This window comes from Streptomyces sp. NPDC001380 (assembly GCF_042895785.1).
Lineage (GTDB): Bacteria > Actinomycetota > Actinomycetes > Streptomycetales > Streptomycetaceae > Peterkaempfera.
Map to the genome: position 1 here is coordinate 1 of NZ_JBIAWP010000030.1, position 13,119 is coordinate 13,119.

The window sequence follows — 13,119 nt, forward strand, 5'->3', positions numbered from 1 at the left end:
AGGTACCGGGATGCCTTGCGGAGGGCCATGTTGTTGCACGGGCCGACGGGGCCCGCCGACTCAGGGGCCATGGTCTCCTCCAGTGCTCACCCGTCCAGAATAGGAGCACATACTCTCATATGTGGAGCGCCTCTGTCCACGGGCAGCAGGCAGCGGACCTGCGGCTTCCGCCCGCGGGACCCGCCCCGCCCCACGGGCGGGAGCACGCACTCCCGACCGGTGAGGACGTCCTCAGCGCCGCCGGCCGGGACGGCGGCGGGCACTCACCCGTGGTCCGCAGGGCCGGAGGTCGCGACATGCCGGAGCGCGGCCGTGAGCCGGGTGAGGTCCTGGCCCCGGAAGTGGTCGACGAGGTGCCGCCGCACGTTGGAAAGGTGCACCGGCCACGCCTGCTCCAGGCGGGCGAGGCCGGCGCCGGTCAGCACGGCGTTCCATCCGCGCCCGTCCCGGGCGCACTCGGCGCGCTGGACCGACCCCTGCTTCTCGAGCCGGATGACGACGCGGGTCATGCCGCTGAGGGAGGGAGTGCAGGCGGCAGCAAGCTCATTCGAGGACTTCAGCACCTTCCAGCCCGCCGACGCGCACCGCGGCGCCCTCACCACCACCCTGGACCAAGCCGTCACCTGGGCGAACGCCCTCACCCCCCTGCGTACCGGCTGACACCGCACGAACCGCACGCGAACCGTGCGGCGGGGCGGTCCCGGGGCACCTCCCTCAGGACCGCCCCGTCGAGGGCGGCCGGCGCCACGGGCCTCGGGCCGGGGCAGCGGGCGACGCGACGAAGGCGTGGCGGGGCGGCGGAACGTCGTGAAGGTCTCCCGGTACGGCATGCGGCGGACAGGCGGCGGGCCTGCCCGGTCCGCGGAAGGCGGGATCCCGGGACCTGTGCCCCGGCCGGCTGCGGGGGCCGGCGGGCAGGCCACCCGGGCAACCGCGCCGCTCCCGAGGTGGAGGCCGAGAAGCGCGATGCGGTGGCCCCCGTGACGCGGTGGCACACCTGGTACGGGGCCGCGGGGACGGGCCTGTCGCAGCCGTCCGCCTTCCGGCGCCGCCGCGCTGCGACCTGCGGTCCCGGCGCGGCGAGCCCGTCGAGGCCCCTGCGGCTCGCCCTTCGCCGACGGCGTCCACGACACGGCCGGCCTCTCCCCGGATCACCCCCGGGCCGCCCGCCGCCGGTGCCCGGACACGGGCGGCCGTCGGCGTCGATCCGCGGCACCCGGCCGTCCGGGGCCGGTGAGGCCCGACCGGCGCGCCCCGGCGCACGTCATGCGTCCGTCACCCTCCGGTTCCGCGGCGACGGGGTCCGCCGTCCTCCTCCAGCCACTCGGAGTGGTGGCGCACGGCCCACGCGGAGTCGACGCGTCCGGTGCGCATCCCCAGCCTCGCCTCGGGATCCTCGTAGGCCTTCCGCATGTGCCCGATCAGGACGAGGGCGACCGCCCAGGCGAGGCAGTCGTGGATGAAGATCGCGCTGGTCCGGGAGATGAGCGGCAGCAGTCCCGTGAACCACATCAGCAGTCCGGTGAACATCATCACCAGCACGGCGCCGGCGATCCAGCCCGCATAGATCTTCTGGCCGGCGTTGAACTTGCCGGCGGGACGCGCGTCCGGCGTCGCCACACGCCTGCGGGCCGCGCGCAGCCACTGCCTGTCGTAGCCCGCGAAGCGGTTCAGCCGGCGGAGGTCCGCACGGAAGGCGGGTGAGAGCAGGCCGAGGAGGGAGGGGAGCGGCAGAAGCACGCCCGACCACTCGTGGACGGTGGCCACCAGATGGCGCCGGCCCACGAGCTGGGCGAGCGGCCCGAGGTACAGGCAGGCGGCGGTCAGCAGGCACAGCAGCATCAGCCACCCGGTGGCACGGTGCACCAGCCGCTCGGCACGGCCGAACCGGAGGATCCTGCCGGGCCGCTCAGGCCCCCGCGTCGCCGCGCCTGTCGGCTCCCTCGAGCCAGCCGTCGACGTCATATCCGCGCTCCTCCCAGTATCCGGGTACGACCCTGTCGGTGACCGAGATGCCGGACAGCCACTTGGCCGACTTGTAGAAGTACATCGGGGCCACGTAGAGGCGGACCGGCCCGCCGTGCTCGTGGGTGATCGGCCTGTCCTGCATGTTCAGAGCCACCAGGACGTCGGAGCGGCGTGCCTGTTCCATCGTGAGGCTCTCGGTGTAGGCGCCGTCGAAGCAGGTGAAGCGGACCGCTCTGCCCTCCGACCGCACTCCGGCGGCGTCGAGGAGGTGCGCCAGCCTCACCCCTTCGAAGGGCGTGTCCGGCACGCGCCAGCCGTCGGTGCACAGGACGTCGCGGACGACCCGCGTCTGCGGCAGCGCGCGCAGGTCGGCGAGGGTGTAGGCCCTGGGCCGGTCGACCAGGCCGTCGATCCGCAGCTCGTAGTTCGTCGCGTCCTTGCGGGGTACCGAACCGACGATGCTGTAGTAACGAAAACCGCTCGGATTGGGCAGCAGGCCGGTGAGTCCGGTCGAGTCGGCCTGGGACGCGGAGGCCAGGACCTTCTCCCATCCGTGCTGCAGGTAGGGCGCGGCGGCGAGCCCGGCGGCCCCCGCGGCGAGCATGCCCAGCATCGTCCGCCGCGCGACCGGCGCGCCGTCGGGCCTTCCCTTCGGCTGGTCTGCCATGGTCACCACTCCTTCTGGGACGGTGTTGCGCCTGGTGGCGCAGGGGTGTCGATGAGGTCGGGGGCGGGCCGGGGAGCTCGCGGACGTGTCCGGGCCTCTGCTCGCAGCGGCGGCGCGGGCGGAGGCGGCCGCCCGGCCGCCTCCGCCCCGTCCGCTCCGTCCGTCCCGCCGTGCCCTTCGGGCGGCTAGGGCGGTGCGGGCGGTCAGAAGACCTGGGCGAAGCAGCCCACGGCGATGGCGGCGGAGAGCACGGCCAGGGTCAGGGCCATGAGGGGCTTGGGGATCTGCATGGTGTTCCTCCGGGGGTGGGGGGTGCGGCTCACAGGCAGGAGCGGACGAGCCACTCGTCGGCGTTGTAGGTGTCCCGGGCCGGGTCGGGCGGCGCGGCCGCCCGCTCCTCGACCGTGTCCTCGATGCGGATGCGCTCCGGCAGCCTGCCGAAGCGGGCCCGCCGGGCCGCTTCGGCGGGGTCGGGGCTCTTCTGTGCGGATCGCATCGGATGCCTCCTGGGGGCGGTGGGGGGGGAGGGTTCGGGCTGCCGGCGGGCCGGTCCCGGCGGGGCCGGTCCCGGGCGCCTGCCGTCCTTCGGGCGTTGCTGCGGCGGAGGACGCCGGGGCCGGGTGCGGGGGTCAGGTGGTGGTCGGGGTGGGCCGCCGCCTCGGGCGGGAGCGCAGGGCGAGGAGGGCCGCCGCGAGGGTTGCCCAGGCGGCGAGTGTGATCACGGGGCCTGCCGCGTGGGCGCCGTTGAAGTAGCTCAGGTCGGTGATGGCGCGGACGGCGGCGCCGGGCGGGAGGACCGCGGAGACGGCCCGGGCGGCGGCGGGCAGCAGGTCGGCGCCGATGGTGGCGCCGCTGGTGGCGTTGCCGACGGTGAGGAGGACGAGGGTGGCGACGGGTATCCCGAGCGGGCCGAGGTAGGTCCCGAGGAGCTTGGTGGCGAAGGCGGCCGCGGCCGCCAGGAGGGTGAGGGTGAGGATCAGCGGGACGACCGGGGCGGGCACCGCCTTCAGGACGGGGCCGGCGATGACCGCCGCCACGGCGCCGACGGCCACGGAGGTGCCGGCCAGGAGCCGGAACCGGTGGCGCAGGTGCAGGAGGTTGGCCAGGCCCAGGGCGTTGGAGCCCAGGACGAAGCCGGCCAGTGTCACGCCGAAGGCCATGTAGAAGCCGGCCAGTCCCCGCGCGTCGTAGCGGGCGAGGGGGACGACGTCCTCGGTGGTGACCCCCCGGCCCGCCCCGTGGGCGTAGGCCCCGACGAGGGTCTTGACCGCCGTGGTGGTGGACGCGCCGACCGCGCCCGCGGCCTGCAGGTGCAGCCCGCCCCGGCCGTCGGTGCTGAGCGCGGCCGCGACGTCGTGGTGCTCGAGGGCGCTGCGGGCGGCTTCGGCGTCGGCGGCCGGGTGGACGGAGACGGCTCCGCCGAGGGCCTGGCGGATCTCGCCCGGCAGGTACGGTCCGGCGACGGCGAGGGGGATCCGGTGGGGCCGGGGGTCGCGCTGCAGGCCGACGTAGCAGCTGATGAAGGCCGCCACGACGACCAGGGCGATCAGCGCCGGCTGGAGCCAGGCCCTCACCGGCGGCCGGACGGCGCCTCGCGCGGGCTCGGACTGCCGGGGCGCCGCGAGGGGCGCCTGCTCCCGCTGGGGTGCGGTTCCGACGGGGGTTTCCATGACGGGACTTCCTGACGGGGTGGGAGTGGGGCTCGGGGAGGCCGGTCGGGGACGGCCGTGCCACCGCTTCAATTAGGAGCATATGCTCCCAATCCCGGGATGGCAAGGGTGAGGGGTCCCCGGTCCTCCGGGCGGGCCCGCCGCACCCAGGAGCACACGCTCCTGCCGAGGGCGCGCAGGGGCCGGGGCGCCGGCGGCCCCCGGGCCGACGGGCCCCCTGCCCGCACGGCGGACCGGCCCCGCGCGAGGCACCCGGCAGCCCGGCGCGACGTACGGCGAGCCGGCGACCCGGCCGACGGGCGACTCGGAGGCGCGTGCGCGCGTCACCGGGTCCCCGGCCCGAGCAGTGGTCGGGACGCAGACCCCGGACGGTGCGCCGGAAGCCCGCACGGCGGGCCTTCGGCACCGCCGTCGGCGGCCGCCCCCACCTCGGCCGCCGACGGCCCCGGCCACCCGGGCCGCACCGCCGGGTGCAGCCCGGGTGGCCGGGGCCGGGCGGTCAGTACCGGGCGCCGACGGGGGCGGGGATGGCGTCGAGCTCGGCGAGGTCGGCCTCGGACAGCCGGACGCCCGCGCCTCCCGCGTTGTCGGCGAGGTACTTCGGGGTCTTCGTGCCGGGGATGGGCACGACGCGCTCGCCCTGGGCGACGAGCCAGGCCAGGGCGACCTGCGCCGGAGTGGCGCCGATGCGGTCGGCGACCGCGCGGACCTTGACCGCGATGTCCAGGTTGGCGCGGAGGTCCTCCTGCTGGAAGCGGGGCAGACGCCGCCGCACGCCCGGACTGCGCCGCGAGGAGCTGGCCACCCTCGCCGGGGTCAGCATCGACTACTACACCCGTCTGGAACGCGGCAGGGAGACGCGGCCCAGCCCCGCCGTCGTCGACTCCCTCGCCCGCGCGCTGCTCCTGCACGAGGAGGAGCACGAGCATCTGCGCCGGCTGGCCGCGCGGGCCGCCCGCACCGCCCCCGAGCCGCCTGCCGCACCCAGCCGCACGGTGCGGCCCGGCATCAGGATCCTGCTGGAGCACCTGAGGCCCGGCCCCGCCCACGTCCTCAGCCGCACCCTGGACGTGCTCACCGCCAATCCCGGCGGGCTGCACCTGTACGCCGGCATCGAGGGCTGGCCGGCCAGGCAGCGCAACCTGGCCCGCTACTCCTTCCTGCACCCGGGCGCCCGCGACCTGTTCCCCGAGTGGGAGACGCACGTCCGCGGCTGTGTCGCGCGCCTGAGGGCCCTGGCCGGCACCGATCCGGACGCCCCCGACCTCGCCCGGCTCGTCGGCGAGCTTCTGCTGAAGAGCCCCGAGTTCGCCCGCCTGTGGGAGCGCTACGACGTCCGCGGGCACCGTCCCGGCACCAAGCGCTTCCGCCACCCCGGGGTCGGGGACCTCACCCTCGGCTACCAGTCCATGCAGCTCGAGGGCACCCCCGGACAGCGTCTCGTCGTCTACTGCACCGACGCCGGGGGCCCCGACCACGGCGCCATGGTCCTGCTCGACAGGCAGGGCCTCGACGCGGACGCGTTCGACGTCCCTGCCGGACCGGCAGGAGGCCGGGCCCTTCCGGCTCCCGGTCCCGGGCACGGGGCCGGGGCCCGGCAGGCGGACGGGCGCGGGCACCGGCCCGGACTTCCGACGGACAGGTGAAGTCGATCCCCCTTCCGAGCACCGCCCTCCGCGCACCGCCCTCCGCGTACAGCCCTCCACGCACCGCTCGGATCGCCGGGGGCCGGCGCCGGGCAGGGAGGCCACCCGCACGGAGGGGGACTCCGGGGGGGGCGGCAGGACCGGCGGCCGGGGAGCCCGCCGCCCGGGTGACGTGCCCGGGCTCTGCGCAGGCGGCGCCGGCGGGCCGGCCGCACCGGGCGGGGCCCGACCGTCCCGGGAGGGGGCGCACCGGCCCGCCGGGGCGGGCCCTGGTCCTGCGGGGAGATCCCGGCCTCCCCCGGGTGGGCGCGTCCGCGCCACGCGCCTGACTCCGCGCCACGCTCCTCGACGGCGGGCCCGAGCCGCTCCGTGCCGCCCCCGGACCGCCGGCCGACGGTCCCCGCGGGCGCGGGCACGAGACCGTCCACGCCCCCACCTGCGGTGGGAGCCCCTCCCTCCCGGATGGGAGGAAGCACGTCGTGGCAAGGCCCCCGTGAGCGGCGCAGGGTGAGGTCACCGGTACGGTACCGCCCGCCTCCCCGGGGCCGCGGAGCCCGCCGGCAGCGAGCGTACGGGGCACGGCGGCCGCGCCGGTGCTCCCGGGAAGGAGATCCCTGACGGCTTCACCGCTCACCGGCCTCGGGGGGGAGGCGCCGGTTCTGGCGGCACCGATGGCGGGCGGTCCGACCACGCCCGGACTGGTCGTCGCGGCGGCCGGCGCCGGCGGCCTCGGCTTCCTCGCCGGCGGGTACAGGACGGCGGAGGTCCTGGGCGAGCAGACCGCCCGCGTCCGCTCGGCGGGCGCAGGCTTCGGGGTGAACCTGTTCGTGCCGAACCGCGTGCCGGTGGATCCCGGCGCCTTCCGTGCCTTCGCCCGCGCGATCGCGCCGGAGTTCCGGGCCTACGGCCTCGACACCGCGGAAACCCGGGTCGTGGAGGACGACGACCACTGGGCGGACAAGCTCGGTCTTCTGCTCTCCTCCCCCGTGCCCGTCGTCAGCCTCACCTTCGGCCTCCCCCGGCCGTCCGTCGTCGCGGCGTTCCGGAGGGCCGGGACCCTCGTGGTCCAGACGGTCAGACCCGCCGAACGCACCCCGGACCCGTTCGGGCCGCCCGGTGACCGGCGGCCGACGGCAGGACAGGAGAGGACGACTGCGCACATGAGGACCTTCCGTGGGATCGCCCACATCGCCGTCGTGGTTCGCGACATGGCCGCCAGCACCGACTGGTACCGGCGCGTACTCGGATTCGAGCCCGTCGGCGGGGCCACGCCCGGACCGGTCGGCGCGGGGCATCCCCGGCAGATCATGCGCCACGCCGACAGCAGGCTCGTCCTGGCCGTCCACGAGCCCCTGCGGCGCAGCGGCGACATGTTCGACGCCTCCCGTACCGGGCTCGACCTCTTCTCGCTCGCCGTGGCCGACCGGGACGCCCTGGAGGGCTGGGCCCGGCACCTGGACGGTCTCGGTGTGCCCCGTTCGCCCGTGCGGGACGCGGGCTACGCGGAATTCGTCTCCGTGGCGGATCCGGACGGCATCGCCTGGGAGCTGTGGGCCGTCAAACCGGGGGACCGAGCAGGCGCCACGGCTCCGCCCGTGCTCACGTGAGGAGCTCGAGAAGCCGGTCTGCCGGCACACCTGCCGAACGGGGGTTCTGGCCGGTGACGAGGTTGCAGTCCTCCACCGTGCACGGCTCCCACATCGGCCCCCGGCTGAAGTCGATGCCGGCCTTCTCCTTCGGCTCGGTCTCCAGCAGTCACGGCGCCCTGGAAGCCAGTCCGACGGCCTCTTCCTCCTCATTGGTGAAACACGTGACCCTGCACCCCTTGAACGGCGACTCGCCGTGGATCCTGGTGGCCAGGACCGCGGCGGGGGCATGGCACACGATCGCCGGCGGCCTGCCCGAGGCGAGCTGCGCCGTCAGCAGCCGTCAGGCGTCCGCGTCGAACGCCAGGTCCGACATCGGGCCGTGGCCGCGGGGCAGGTACACCGCGTCGTGGTCCTCGAGGCGGATGTCCGACAGCTTCAGGGGCCGCCGCATGGTCTCCGCGGAACGGATGACGGCCTCCAGTTCCAGGGCCCCCTCCTCGCCGCCGGCCATCGACGGGCGCAGGCTCATCATGTCGACGTTCGGCGTCACACCGCCGGGTGTCCCCACCACGACCTCGTGACCGGCCTCCGTGACCTTCCTGGACGGCACAGCGAATTCCTCGGCCCAGTACCCGGTCGCGTACCTCGTGCCGTCCTTGAGCACCCCGTAGGTCGCCCCGCTGACGACGAAGAGCACCTTCGCCACCGCGCTCCGCCTCCTCGCCCCGTTCGAATCTTTGAGCGATCGGTCGTGCCAGCCTAAGGCTTGTCCCGTAACTGCCGGTCGCGGGGCCGCAGCGTCGTAGAAGAAGCCCTCCGGGGGGCGTCGTGCCGGGCCCGGTGCCACCCGTCTTGCCCGGCGTGGCTCCTTCGTCCGAGCCGGTCGGCGACGAACGCGGCGAGCGTCTCTTGGGACGGGTGCCCCCAGCCGATGCAGAACGGGTGTCCGGCCGGGTCGGCGTACACCTGATGGCCTTCGTCGCCGTCCAGGTCAGGAGCCGGCTGGAGCAGGCGGGCGCCGAGGGAGATTGCCTCTTCGTGCGCGGCTCGGGGGTCATCGACGTGGAGGTCGAGATGCACTTGTTGAGGGACGCCGTGCGGCCACTCGGGAGGAACGTGGTCCGGTGCCAGCTGTACGCCCATCCGCCACCCCCCATCGGCATCGACAACGCTGTGCCATGCCTCATCCTCAAGGACGTAGCCGCCGAAGATCCCGGCCCAGAACGAGCTTTCGGCAGTCAGGTCGGCTGCGTCGAACACGATCACGTTACGCACCAGCTTCATGACGTTGAGACTACGAAATGCCGCCGACCGCGTGCCCGGACATCGACCAATTCCGTGCGGCAGCCGCTGTTCACGGATGAGATGATCTTGGTGTGGCTGGTGTGATCACGGCGCCGGAACCGTCTTGGACAGCGCCGTCCACCGGGCCGGGCGCGCGCGCCTTCACGAAGCCGGTGACGCGGCTGCGGCGTGAGGGTGTCGACGCCCCGGGCAAAGGGCGACCGTGGAAGCCCGCCCTCGAAGACCGGGCGTTGCTGGTTGCTGCGTACTGGCGAACGAACCTCACGCTGCGCCGACTCGCCCCGCTGTTCGGGGTGTCGAAGTCGGCGGCCGACCGCGTTGTCGACGACCTCGGCCCGAAGCTCGCCCTCCTGCCGCGCAAGCGGTTCGCGAAGGACGCGGTGCTGATCGTGGATGGCACCCTGGTGCCCACCCGCGACCACAACGTGGCCGAGCAGTCCAAAAACTACCGGTACTCCACCAACCACCAGGTGGTCGGGCCCTGACCCCGGATGCGGCACGGTCGGCAGCGCCGCACGGCGGTCGTGCGTGCCGGGCCGCGGGTGCGCGTGACGCCGACCGCGACGTGCAGGGATGGCGCGGGGCCGGACGGCCGAAGAATAATTGCTTGTCGCCCGAACACGGCATGCACGGAAAAACCCCCCTCTCCCGACACCCACCTCTCCGCGCAGGAGGGAGTCGTCTCGTGACCAGCACCGGACCCGTGACAGGCCGGCATCACAGCGGTGGCCCTGTGATCAGCGGTGCGGATCTCGCGGGGGTGCTCCACAGCGCCGTCCGGGAGGCCATGCACCGGCTGAGGGCCGTCACGGCGGCGGTCTACCTGCTCGACGAGCGCCACGGCGAACTCCGGCTGGCCATGGCCAGCGGAAGTCCGCCGTCGCTGTTCACCTTCGCCGGACGCATGGGGCTGGACGCGCCCCGCGCCACGGCACGCGCCGTCGCATCGGGCACCACGGCCGTCCTCGTCGACCCGGACCCCGCCGACCCGGCCCAGGAGCACGTCCGGCCCTACCCGTACACGGCGCTGTCGGCGCCGGTGACCAGCGGGAACCGGCGGTTCGGCGCCCTGACCGTGCTGCGCGTGGAGGACCGCGGCTCCTTCTCGGCCGCGGAGCGGGACGGACTCGGGGAGGTCGGCGACGAGCTGGCCCGGGTGCTCGCCGGGCTCGTCGAGGACGGCGTCACGGTGGCAGCGGGCCCGATGCCGATGCTGATCCCCCCGGAAGCCGACATCGACACGAGCGTGTACACGCCCGGCTGGGGGGTCCCGGGCGTGCCGGGCTCCGCGGGGACGAGCATGATGTACCCCCTGCGGCGCCTGGCCGACCTGCTCAACCGGGCGAGGGCCATGGAGGACGTCGTCGCGGCGGGGCGGTACTGCGTCATGGCCCCGCTGGGCGCCCGGGCCCTGGTTCTCGCCTCCGCGACCGAGGGGCGTCTGTGGGTGCTGGGCCACTGCGGGGCCTCCTCGGACATCGTCCGCGGCCTCCACGGCGTCCGGATGAGCGACCGCACACCGGCGACCGAGGCGTTCCGGGGGCGCCCGCTGTTCGTGCCCCGGGACCCCTCGCCGCTCGACGACGGCCGCTCCGGCGGGCAGCCGCACACCGAGGTGTACCTCCCGCTGACGGGCGACGGACAGCTGATCGAGCTGCCCGTCGTCGGCCGGCAGCACGTCGTCGGCGTCTGCTGCCTGGCCTTCGACGGCCCTCGCGACTTCCCGCCCGAGGAGAGGGTCCTGCTCGGCATGATGGCGGGACTGCTGGGGGCAGCGGTGGACCGCGTCGAGCTGGGCGCGCGGCAGCGTGCCGCCGCCGAGTACCTCCAGAGGAGCCTGCTGCCGCCCGCGCTCCCCGACCTGCCGCGCCTGGCCACCACGGCCCGCTACCGGCCGGCCACGGTCACCTCCGGGGTCGGGGGCGACTGGTACGACGTGATCAGGCTGGCGGACGACCACGCGGTGCTGGTCGTCGGTGACGTCGAAGGCCACTCCATGGAGAGCGCCGCCGTGATGGGGCAGGTCCGCACGGCGACGGCTTCCTACGCCACCGAGGGGCACCGTCCCGCCGCGGTGATCGAGCGGACCGGCAGGCTCCTCGCGAGACTGCGCACGGATCTGACGGTGACCTGCTGCGTCGTCTCGCTGGACACCGTGGACGGCACTGCGGAGGTCGCCCTGGCCGGCCACCCTCCGCCCCTGGTGCGCGGGCCCGACGGGAGGGTCGGCGTCCTGGACGCCCCCGCCAACCTTCCCCTGGGCGTGTGCCCGGCGGGCGTCTACCGGGGACGCGAGCACCTCCTGGAGTCCGGTGCCCTCCTGATGCTGTACACCAACGGCCTCGTCGACTGGGACACGGCCGACGCCGACGCCTGCGGCCGGGCACTGCTCGGCCCGGGGGACCAGGGATCCGCCCCCGACCTCGAGCGGCTGGCGGACCTGGTCGTCTCGGAGGTGTCCGCCCCGTGGCAGCGGCGCGACGACGCCGTCCTGCTCCTGGCCCTGTACGAAGGGGCGGGGGACAGGGACGAGCCCCGGGCGGGAAGCCTGCACCTCTGTCGCCACGACCTGCGCGGGGTCAGGACGGCACGCACCTTCGTGCACGACCGACTGAGCTCATGGGGGCTGGAGGACATGTCGGACGCGCTGGAGCTGGTCGTCTCGGAGACCGTGACCAATGCGCTCGTCCACGCCGGCAGCGACGTGGACGTGCGCCTCCGGGCGTTCGCGGACCACATCCGGCTCGAGGTGCGCGACTCGGACACCAACCCGCCGGTTCCCTCACCCCTGTCACTGGCGGAGGAGGAGAACGCGGAGGCGGAGCACGGCCGTGGCCTGCTCATCGTCGAGGCTCTGGCCGGGATGTGGAACAGCTCCCCCAACGGCCTGGGCAAGACGGTGTCGCTGACCATGCCCATCGCCCCGGCCTGACCCGGGCGGGAGGGCGCACCGGACAGCGCGTACGCCCCCCGCCTGCCGGTGCCGCCGTCGCCGCGGTCGGCGGCGGCACCGGACAGCCGCCGGACGGGCCGGCATGGCGGCATGGCGGCATGGCGGCATGGCGGCATGGCGGCATGGCGGCATGGCGGCATGGCGGCATGGCGGCATGGCGGCATGGCGGCACCGGGAGGACGGATGCGGCGCGGCCGAGGTGGCCCGTCCCGGGCCGGGGTCGCCCGACGGCTTCTCCCGGCGAGGCGTCGGCGTGGGTCGCCCGCAGCGCTCGCGGCCGGCACGGCGCGGTGCCCCGCCCCTCCCCGGGTGCGCACCGGGCGGGACACCGGGGGGACCACAGGTCACTCGGCCGCCCGGGCCTCGCCGGTGCCCAGCGGGCCGGGACGGTGTCCGGGAACGGGTTCCCGGTGCGTCCCCCGGTGCCCCGGGACGGGCAGGTGGTGCGGGAACCCGATGCGGAGGACGAAGGCGGCGAGGGCTGCGGCCAGGACGGCGGCGGCGGCCAGGACGAGGGCCTGGTGGTAGCTGTGGTACAGCAGGGGGGCGACGACGAGGGGGCCCAGGATCTGGCCGCCCGAGTATGCGGCGGTCAGGAGCGCCACGGCGCGGGGGAACCGCAGGTGCGCACCCGTTCCGAGGGCCAGCGTGCTGACGCCGATGAAGGTCGCGCCGAAGAGGGCCGCGGAGATCAGTGCGGCGGCGACCCCGCCGACCAGCGCGGGCAGGGCGATGCCCACGGCCTGCACGGCCGGCAGCAGGTCCGGACGGGACCAGCGGCGCCCCAGCGCCGCCCAGAGCGCGGAGGAGGGGACGGCCGCCAGGCCCACCAGCACCCACGCGCCGCTGCCGATCCAGCCGGGTGAGGTCTGTTCGACGGCCGCGACCAGGAAGGTGCCGGCGACGATGTAGCCGACACCCTCCAGCGTGTAGGAGGCGAACAGGGCGCCGAACCAGCGGCGGGTGCGCGGAGCGGCCGCCCGGGCGACGTGGACCCACGGCGAGCGCGGCAGCCCGCCCGCGGCGTGCGGGTGGCCCTGCGACGGTGGTGCGGTCATGCGGTCTTCCTCAGCGGTGCTCGGGACGTCGGTGACGGGGCATGGGGGTGCGGCCGGTGGACCGGCGCGGCTCCGAGGCGTCGCGGGGACCGTCCGGTGCGACAGGGCCGCGGGGCGGCGCGGCGCTCCTGCACCGGTGGTCACGGCGGCCCGGTACCGGAGGGCCGCACCCCCGTCGGCGGTCCCGGGGACGGCGGGCTCGGGGACGGCGGGCTCGGGGACGGCGGGCTCGGGGACGGCGGGCTCGGGGACGGCGGGCTCGG

General features: G+C 75.3%; 11 protein-coding genes and 3 pseudogenes. 5 read left to right on the forward strand and 9 right to left on the reverse strand.

The window, feature by feature from the left end; translation table 11 throughout:
* Positions 1-263 precede the first annotated feature (263 nt).
* The gene (locus ACFY07_RS26045; RefSeq protein ID WP_390871989.1) at positions 264-509 is read right to left on the reverse strand and encodes a hypothetical protein; all 246 of its coding nucleotides are present in this window, start codon (positions 507-509) and stop codon (positions 264-266) included.
* On the opposite strand from ACFY07_RS26045, the gene ACFY07_RS26050 reads away from it, so the two are divergent.
* Positions 508-660 (forward strand): hypothetical protein, encoded by a 153-nt coding sequence (locus ACFY07_RS26050; protein ID WP_390871990.1) that lies wholly within the window; start codon positions 508-510, stop codon positions 658-660. The genes ACFY07_RS26045 and ACFY07_RS26050 overlap by 2 nt on opposite strands.
* 615 nt (positions 661-1,275) lie before the next feature.
* Here ACFY07_RS26050 and ACFY07_RS26055 read toward each other — a convergent pair.
* From ACFY07_RS26055 to ACFY07_RS26075, 5 genes are all read right to left on the reverse strand, one after another.
* Complete coding sequence (locus ACFY07_RS26055; protein ID WP_390871991.1) at positions 1,276-1,965, reverse strand: cytochrome b/b6 domain-containing protein; 690 nt, start codon at positions 1,963-1,965, stop codon at positions 1,276-1,278.
* Positions 1,910-2,635 (reverse strand): molybdopterin-dependent oxidoreductase, encoded by a 726-nt coding sequence (locus ACFY07_RS26060; protein WP_390871992.1) that lies wholly within the window; start codon positions 2,633-2,635, stop codon positions 1,910-1,912. The genes ACFY07_RS26055 and ACFY07_RS26060 overlap by 56 nt, the downstream gene beginning before the upstream one ends.
* A 319-nt stretch (positions 2,636-2,954) precedes the next feature.
* The gene (locus ACFY07_RS26065) at positions 2,955-3,131 is read right to left on the reverse strand and encodes a hypothetical protein (protein WP_390871993.1); all 177 of its coding nucleotides are present in this window, start codon (positions 3,129-3,131) and stop codon (positions 2,955-2,957) included.
* Positions 3,132-3,264: 133 nt separating this feature from the next.
* A complete protein-coding gene (locus ACFY07_RS26070; protein WP_390871994.1) occupies positions 3,265-4,305 on the reverse strand; it encodes a hypothetical protein in 1,041 nt (346 codons plus the stop codon).
* A 499-nt stretch (positions 4,306-4,804) separates the two neighbouring features.
* Positions 4,805-5,080 carry an aldo/keto reductase gene (locus tag ACFY07_RS26075; protein ID WP_390871995.1) on the reverse strand — a complete coding sequence of 92 codons (276 nt, stop codon included), beginning with the start codon at positions 5,078-5,080 and terminating at the stop codon, positions 4,805-4,807.
* On the opposite strand from ACFY07_RS26075, the gene ACFY07_RS26080 reads away from it, so the two are divergent.
* Together ACFY07_RS26080 and ACFY07_RS26085 are read left to right on the forward strand one after the other, a co-directional pair.
* Positions 5,025-5,951 carry a helix-turn-helix domain-containing protein gene (locus ACFY07_RS26080; RefSeq protein ID WP_390871996.1) on the forward strand — a complete coding sequence of 309 codons (927 nt, stop codon included), beginning with the start codon at positions 5,025-5,027 and terminating at the stop codon, positions 5,949-5,951. The two genes, ACFY07_RS26075 and ACFY07_RS26080, sit on opposite strands and share 56 nt — an antisense overlap.
* Before the next feature lie 593 nt (positions 5,952-6,544).
* Positions 6,545-7,558 carry a nitronate monooxygenase gene (locus tag ACFY07_RS26085; RefSeq protein WP_390871997.1) on the forward strand — a complete coding sequence of 338 codons (1,014 nt, stop codon included), beginning with the start codon at positions 6,545-6,547 and terminating at the stop codon, positions 7,556-7,558.
* Here the strand turns inward: ACFY07_RS26085 and ACFY07_RS26090 are convergent.
* A pseudogene (locus tag ACFY07_RS26090) lies at positions 7,551-8,246 on the reverse strand (type 1 glutamine amidotransferase domain-containing protein). The gene ACFY07_RS26085 and the pseudogene ACFY07_RS26090 overlap by 8 nt on opposite strands.
* Positions 8,247-8,299: 53 nt before the next feature.
* On the reverse strand, positions 8,300-8,824 hold the full coding sequence (locus ACFY07_RS26095) for a VOC family protein (RefSeq protein WP_390871998.1): 525 nt from the start codon (positions 8,822-8,824) through the stop codon (positions 8,300-8,302).
* Between the two features lie 92 nt (positions 8,825-8,916).
* Here ACFY07_RS26095 and ACFY07_RS26100 point away from each other — a divergent pair.
* A pseudogene (locus ACFY07_RS26100) lies at positions 8,917-9,321 on the forward strand (transposase family protein); the annotation flags it as partial.
* Positions 9,322-9,578: 257 nt separating this feature from the next.
* The gene (locus tag ACFY07_RS26105) at positions 9,579-11,777 is read left to right on the forward strand and encodes a SpoIIE family protein phosphatase (RefSeq protein ID WP_390871999.1); all 2,199 of its coding nucleotides are present in this window, start codon (positions 9,579-9,581) and stop codon (positions 11,775-11,777) included.
* A 365-nt stretch (positions 11,778-12,142) separates the two neighbouring features.
* Here the strand turns inward: ACFY07_RS26105 and ACFY07_RS26110 are convergent.
* Positions 12,143-12,781: pseudogene (locus ACFY07_RS26110) on the reverse strand (YbfB/YjiJ family MFS transporter); the annotation flags it as partial.
* Between the last annotated feature and the right edge of the window lie 338 nt (positions 12,782-13,119).

Excerpts from the sequence above, each read along its gene's own strand:
- ACFY07_RS26050 (WP_390871990.1), top strand. The coding sequence starts at position 508 with ATGCCGCTGAGGGAGGGAGTGCAGGCGGCAGCAAGCTCATTCGAGGAC.
- ACFY07_RS26045 (WP_390871989.1), bottom strand. The coding sequence starts at position 509 with ATGACCCGCGTCGTCATCCGGCTCGAGAAGCAGGGGTCGGTCCAGCGC.
- ACFY07_RS26055 (WP_390871991.1), bottom strand. The coding sequence starts at position 1,965 with ATGACGTCGACGGCTGGCTCGAGGGAGCCGACAGGCGCGGCGACGCGG.
- ACFY07_RS26060 (WP_390871992.1), bottom strand. The coding sequence starts at position 2,635 with ATGGCAGACCAGCCGAAGGGAAGGCCCGACGGCGCGCCGGTCGCGCGG.
- ACFY07_RS26065 (WP_390871993.1), bottom strand. The coding sequence starts at position 3,131 with ATGCGATCCGCACAGAAGAGCCCCGACCCCGCCGAAGCGGCCCGGCGG.
- ACFY07_RS26070 (WP_390871994.1), bottom strand. The coding sequence starts at position 4,305 with ATGGAAACCCCCGTCGGAACCGCACCCCAGCGGGAGCAGGCGCCCCTC.
- ACFY07_RS26080 (WP_390871996.1), top strand. The coding sequence starts at position 5,025 with ATGTCCAGGTTGGCGCGGAGGTCCTCCTGCTGGAAGCGGGGCAGACGC.
- ACFY07_RS26095 (WP_390871998.1), bottom strand. The coding sequence starts at position 8,824 with ATGAAGCTGGTGCGTAACGTGATCGTGTTCGACGCAGCCGACCTGACT.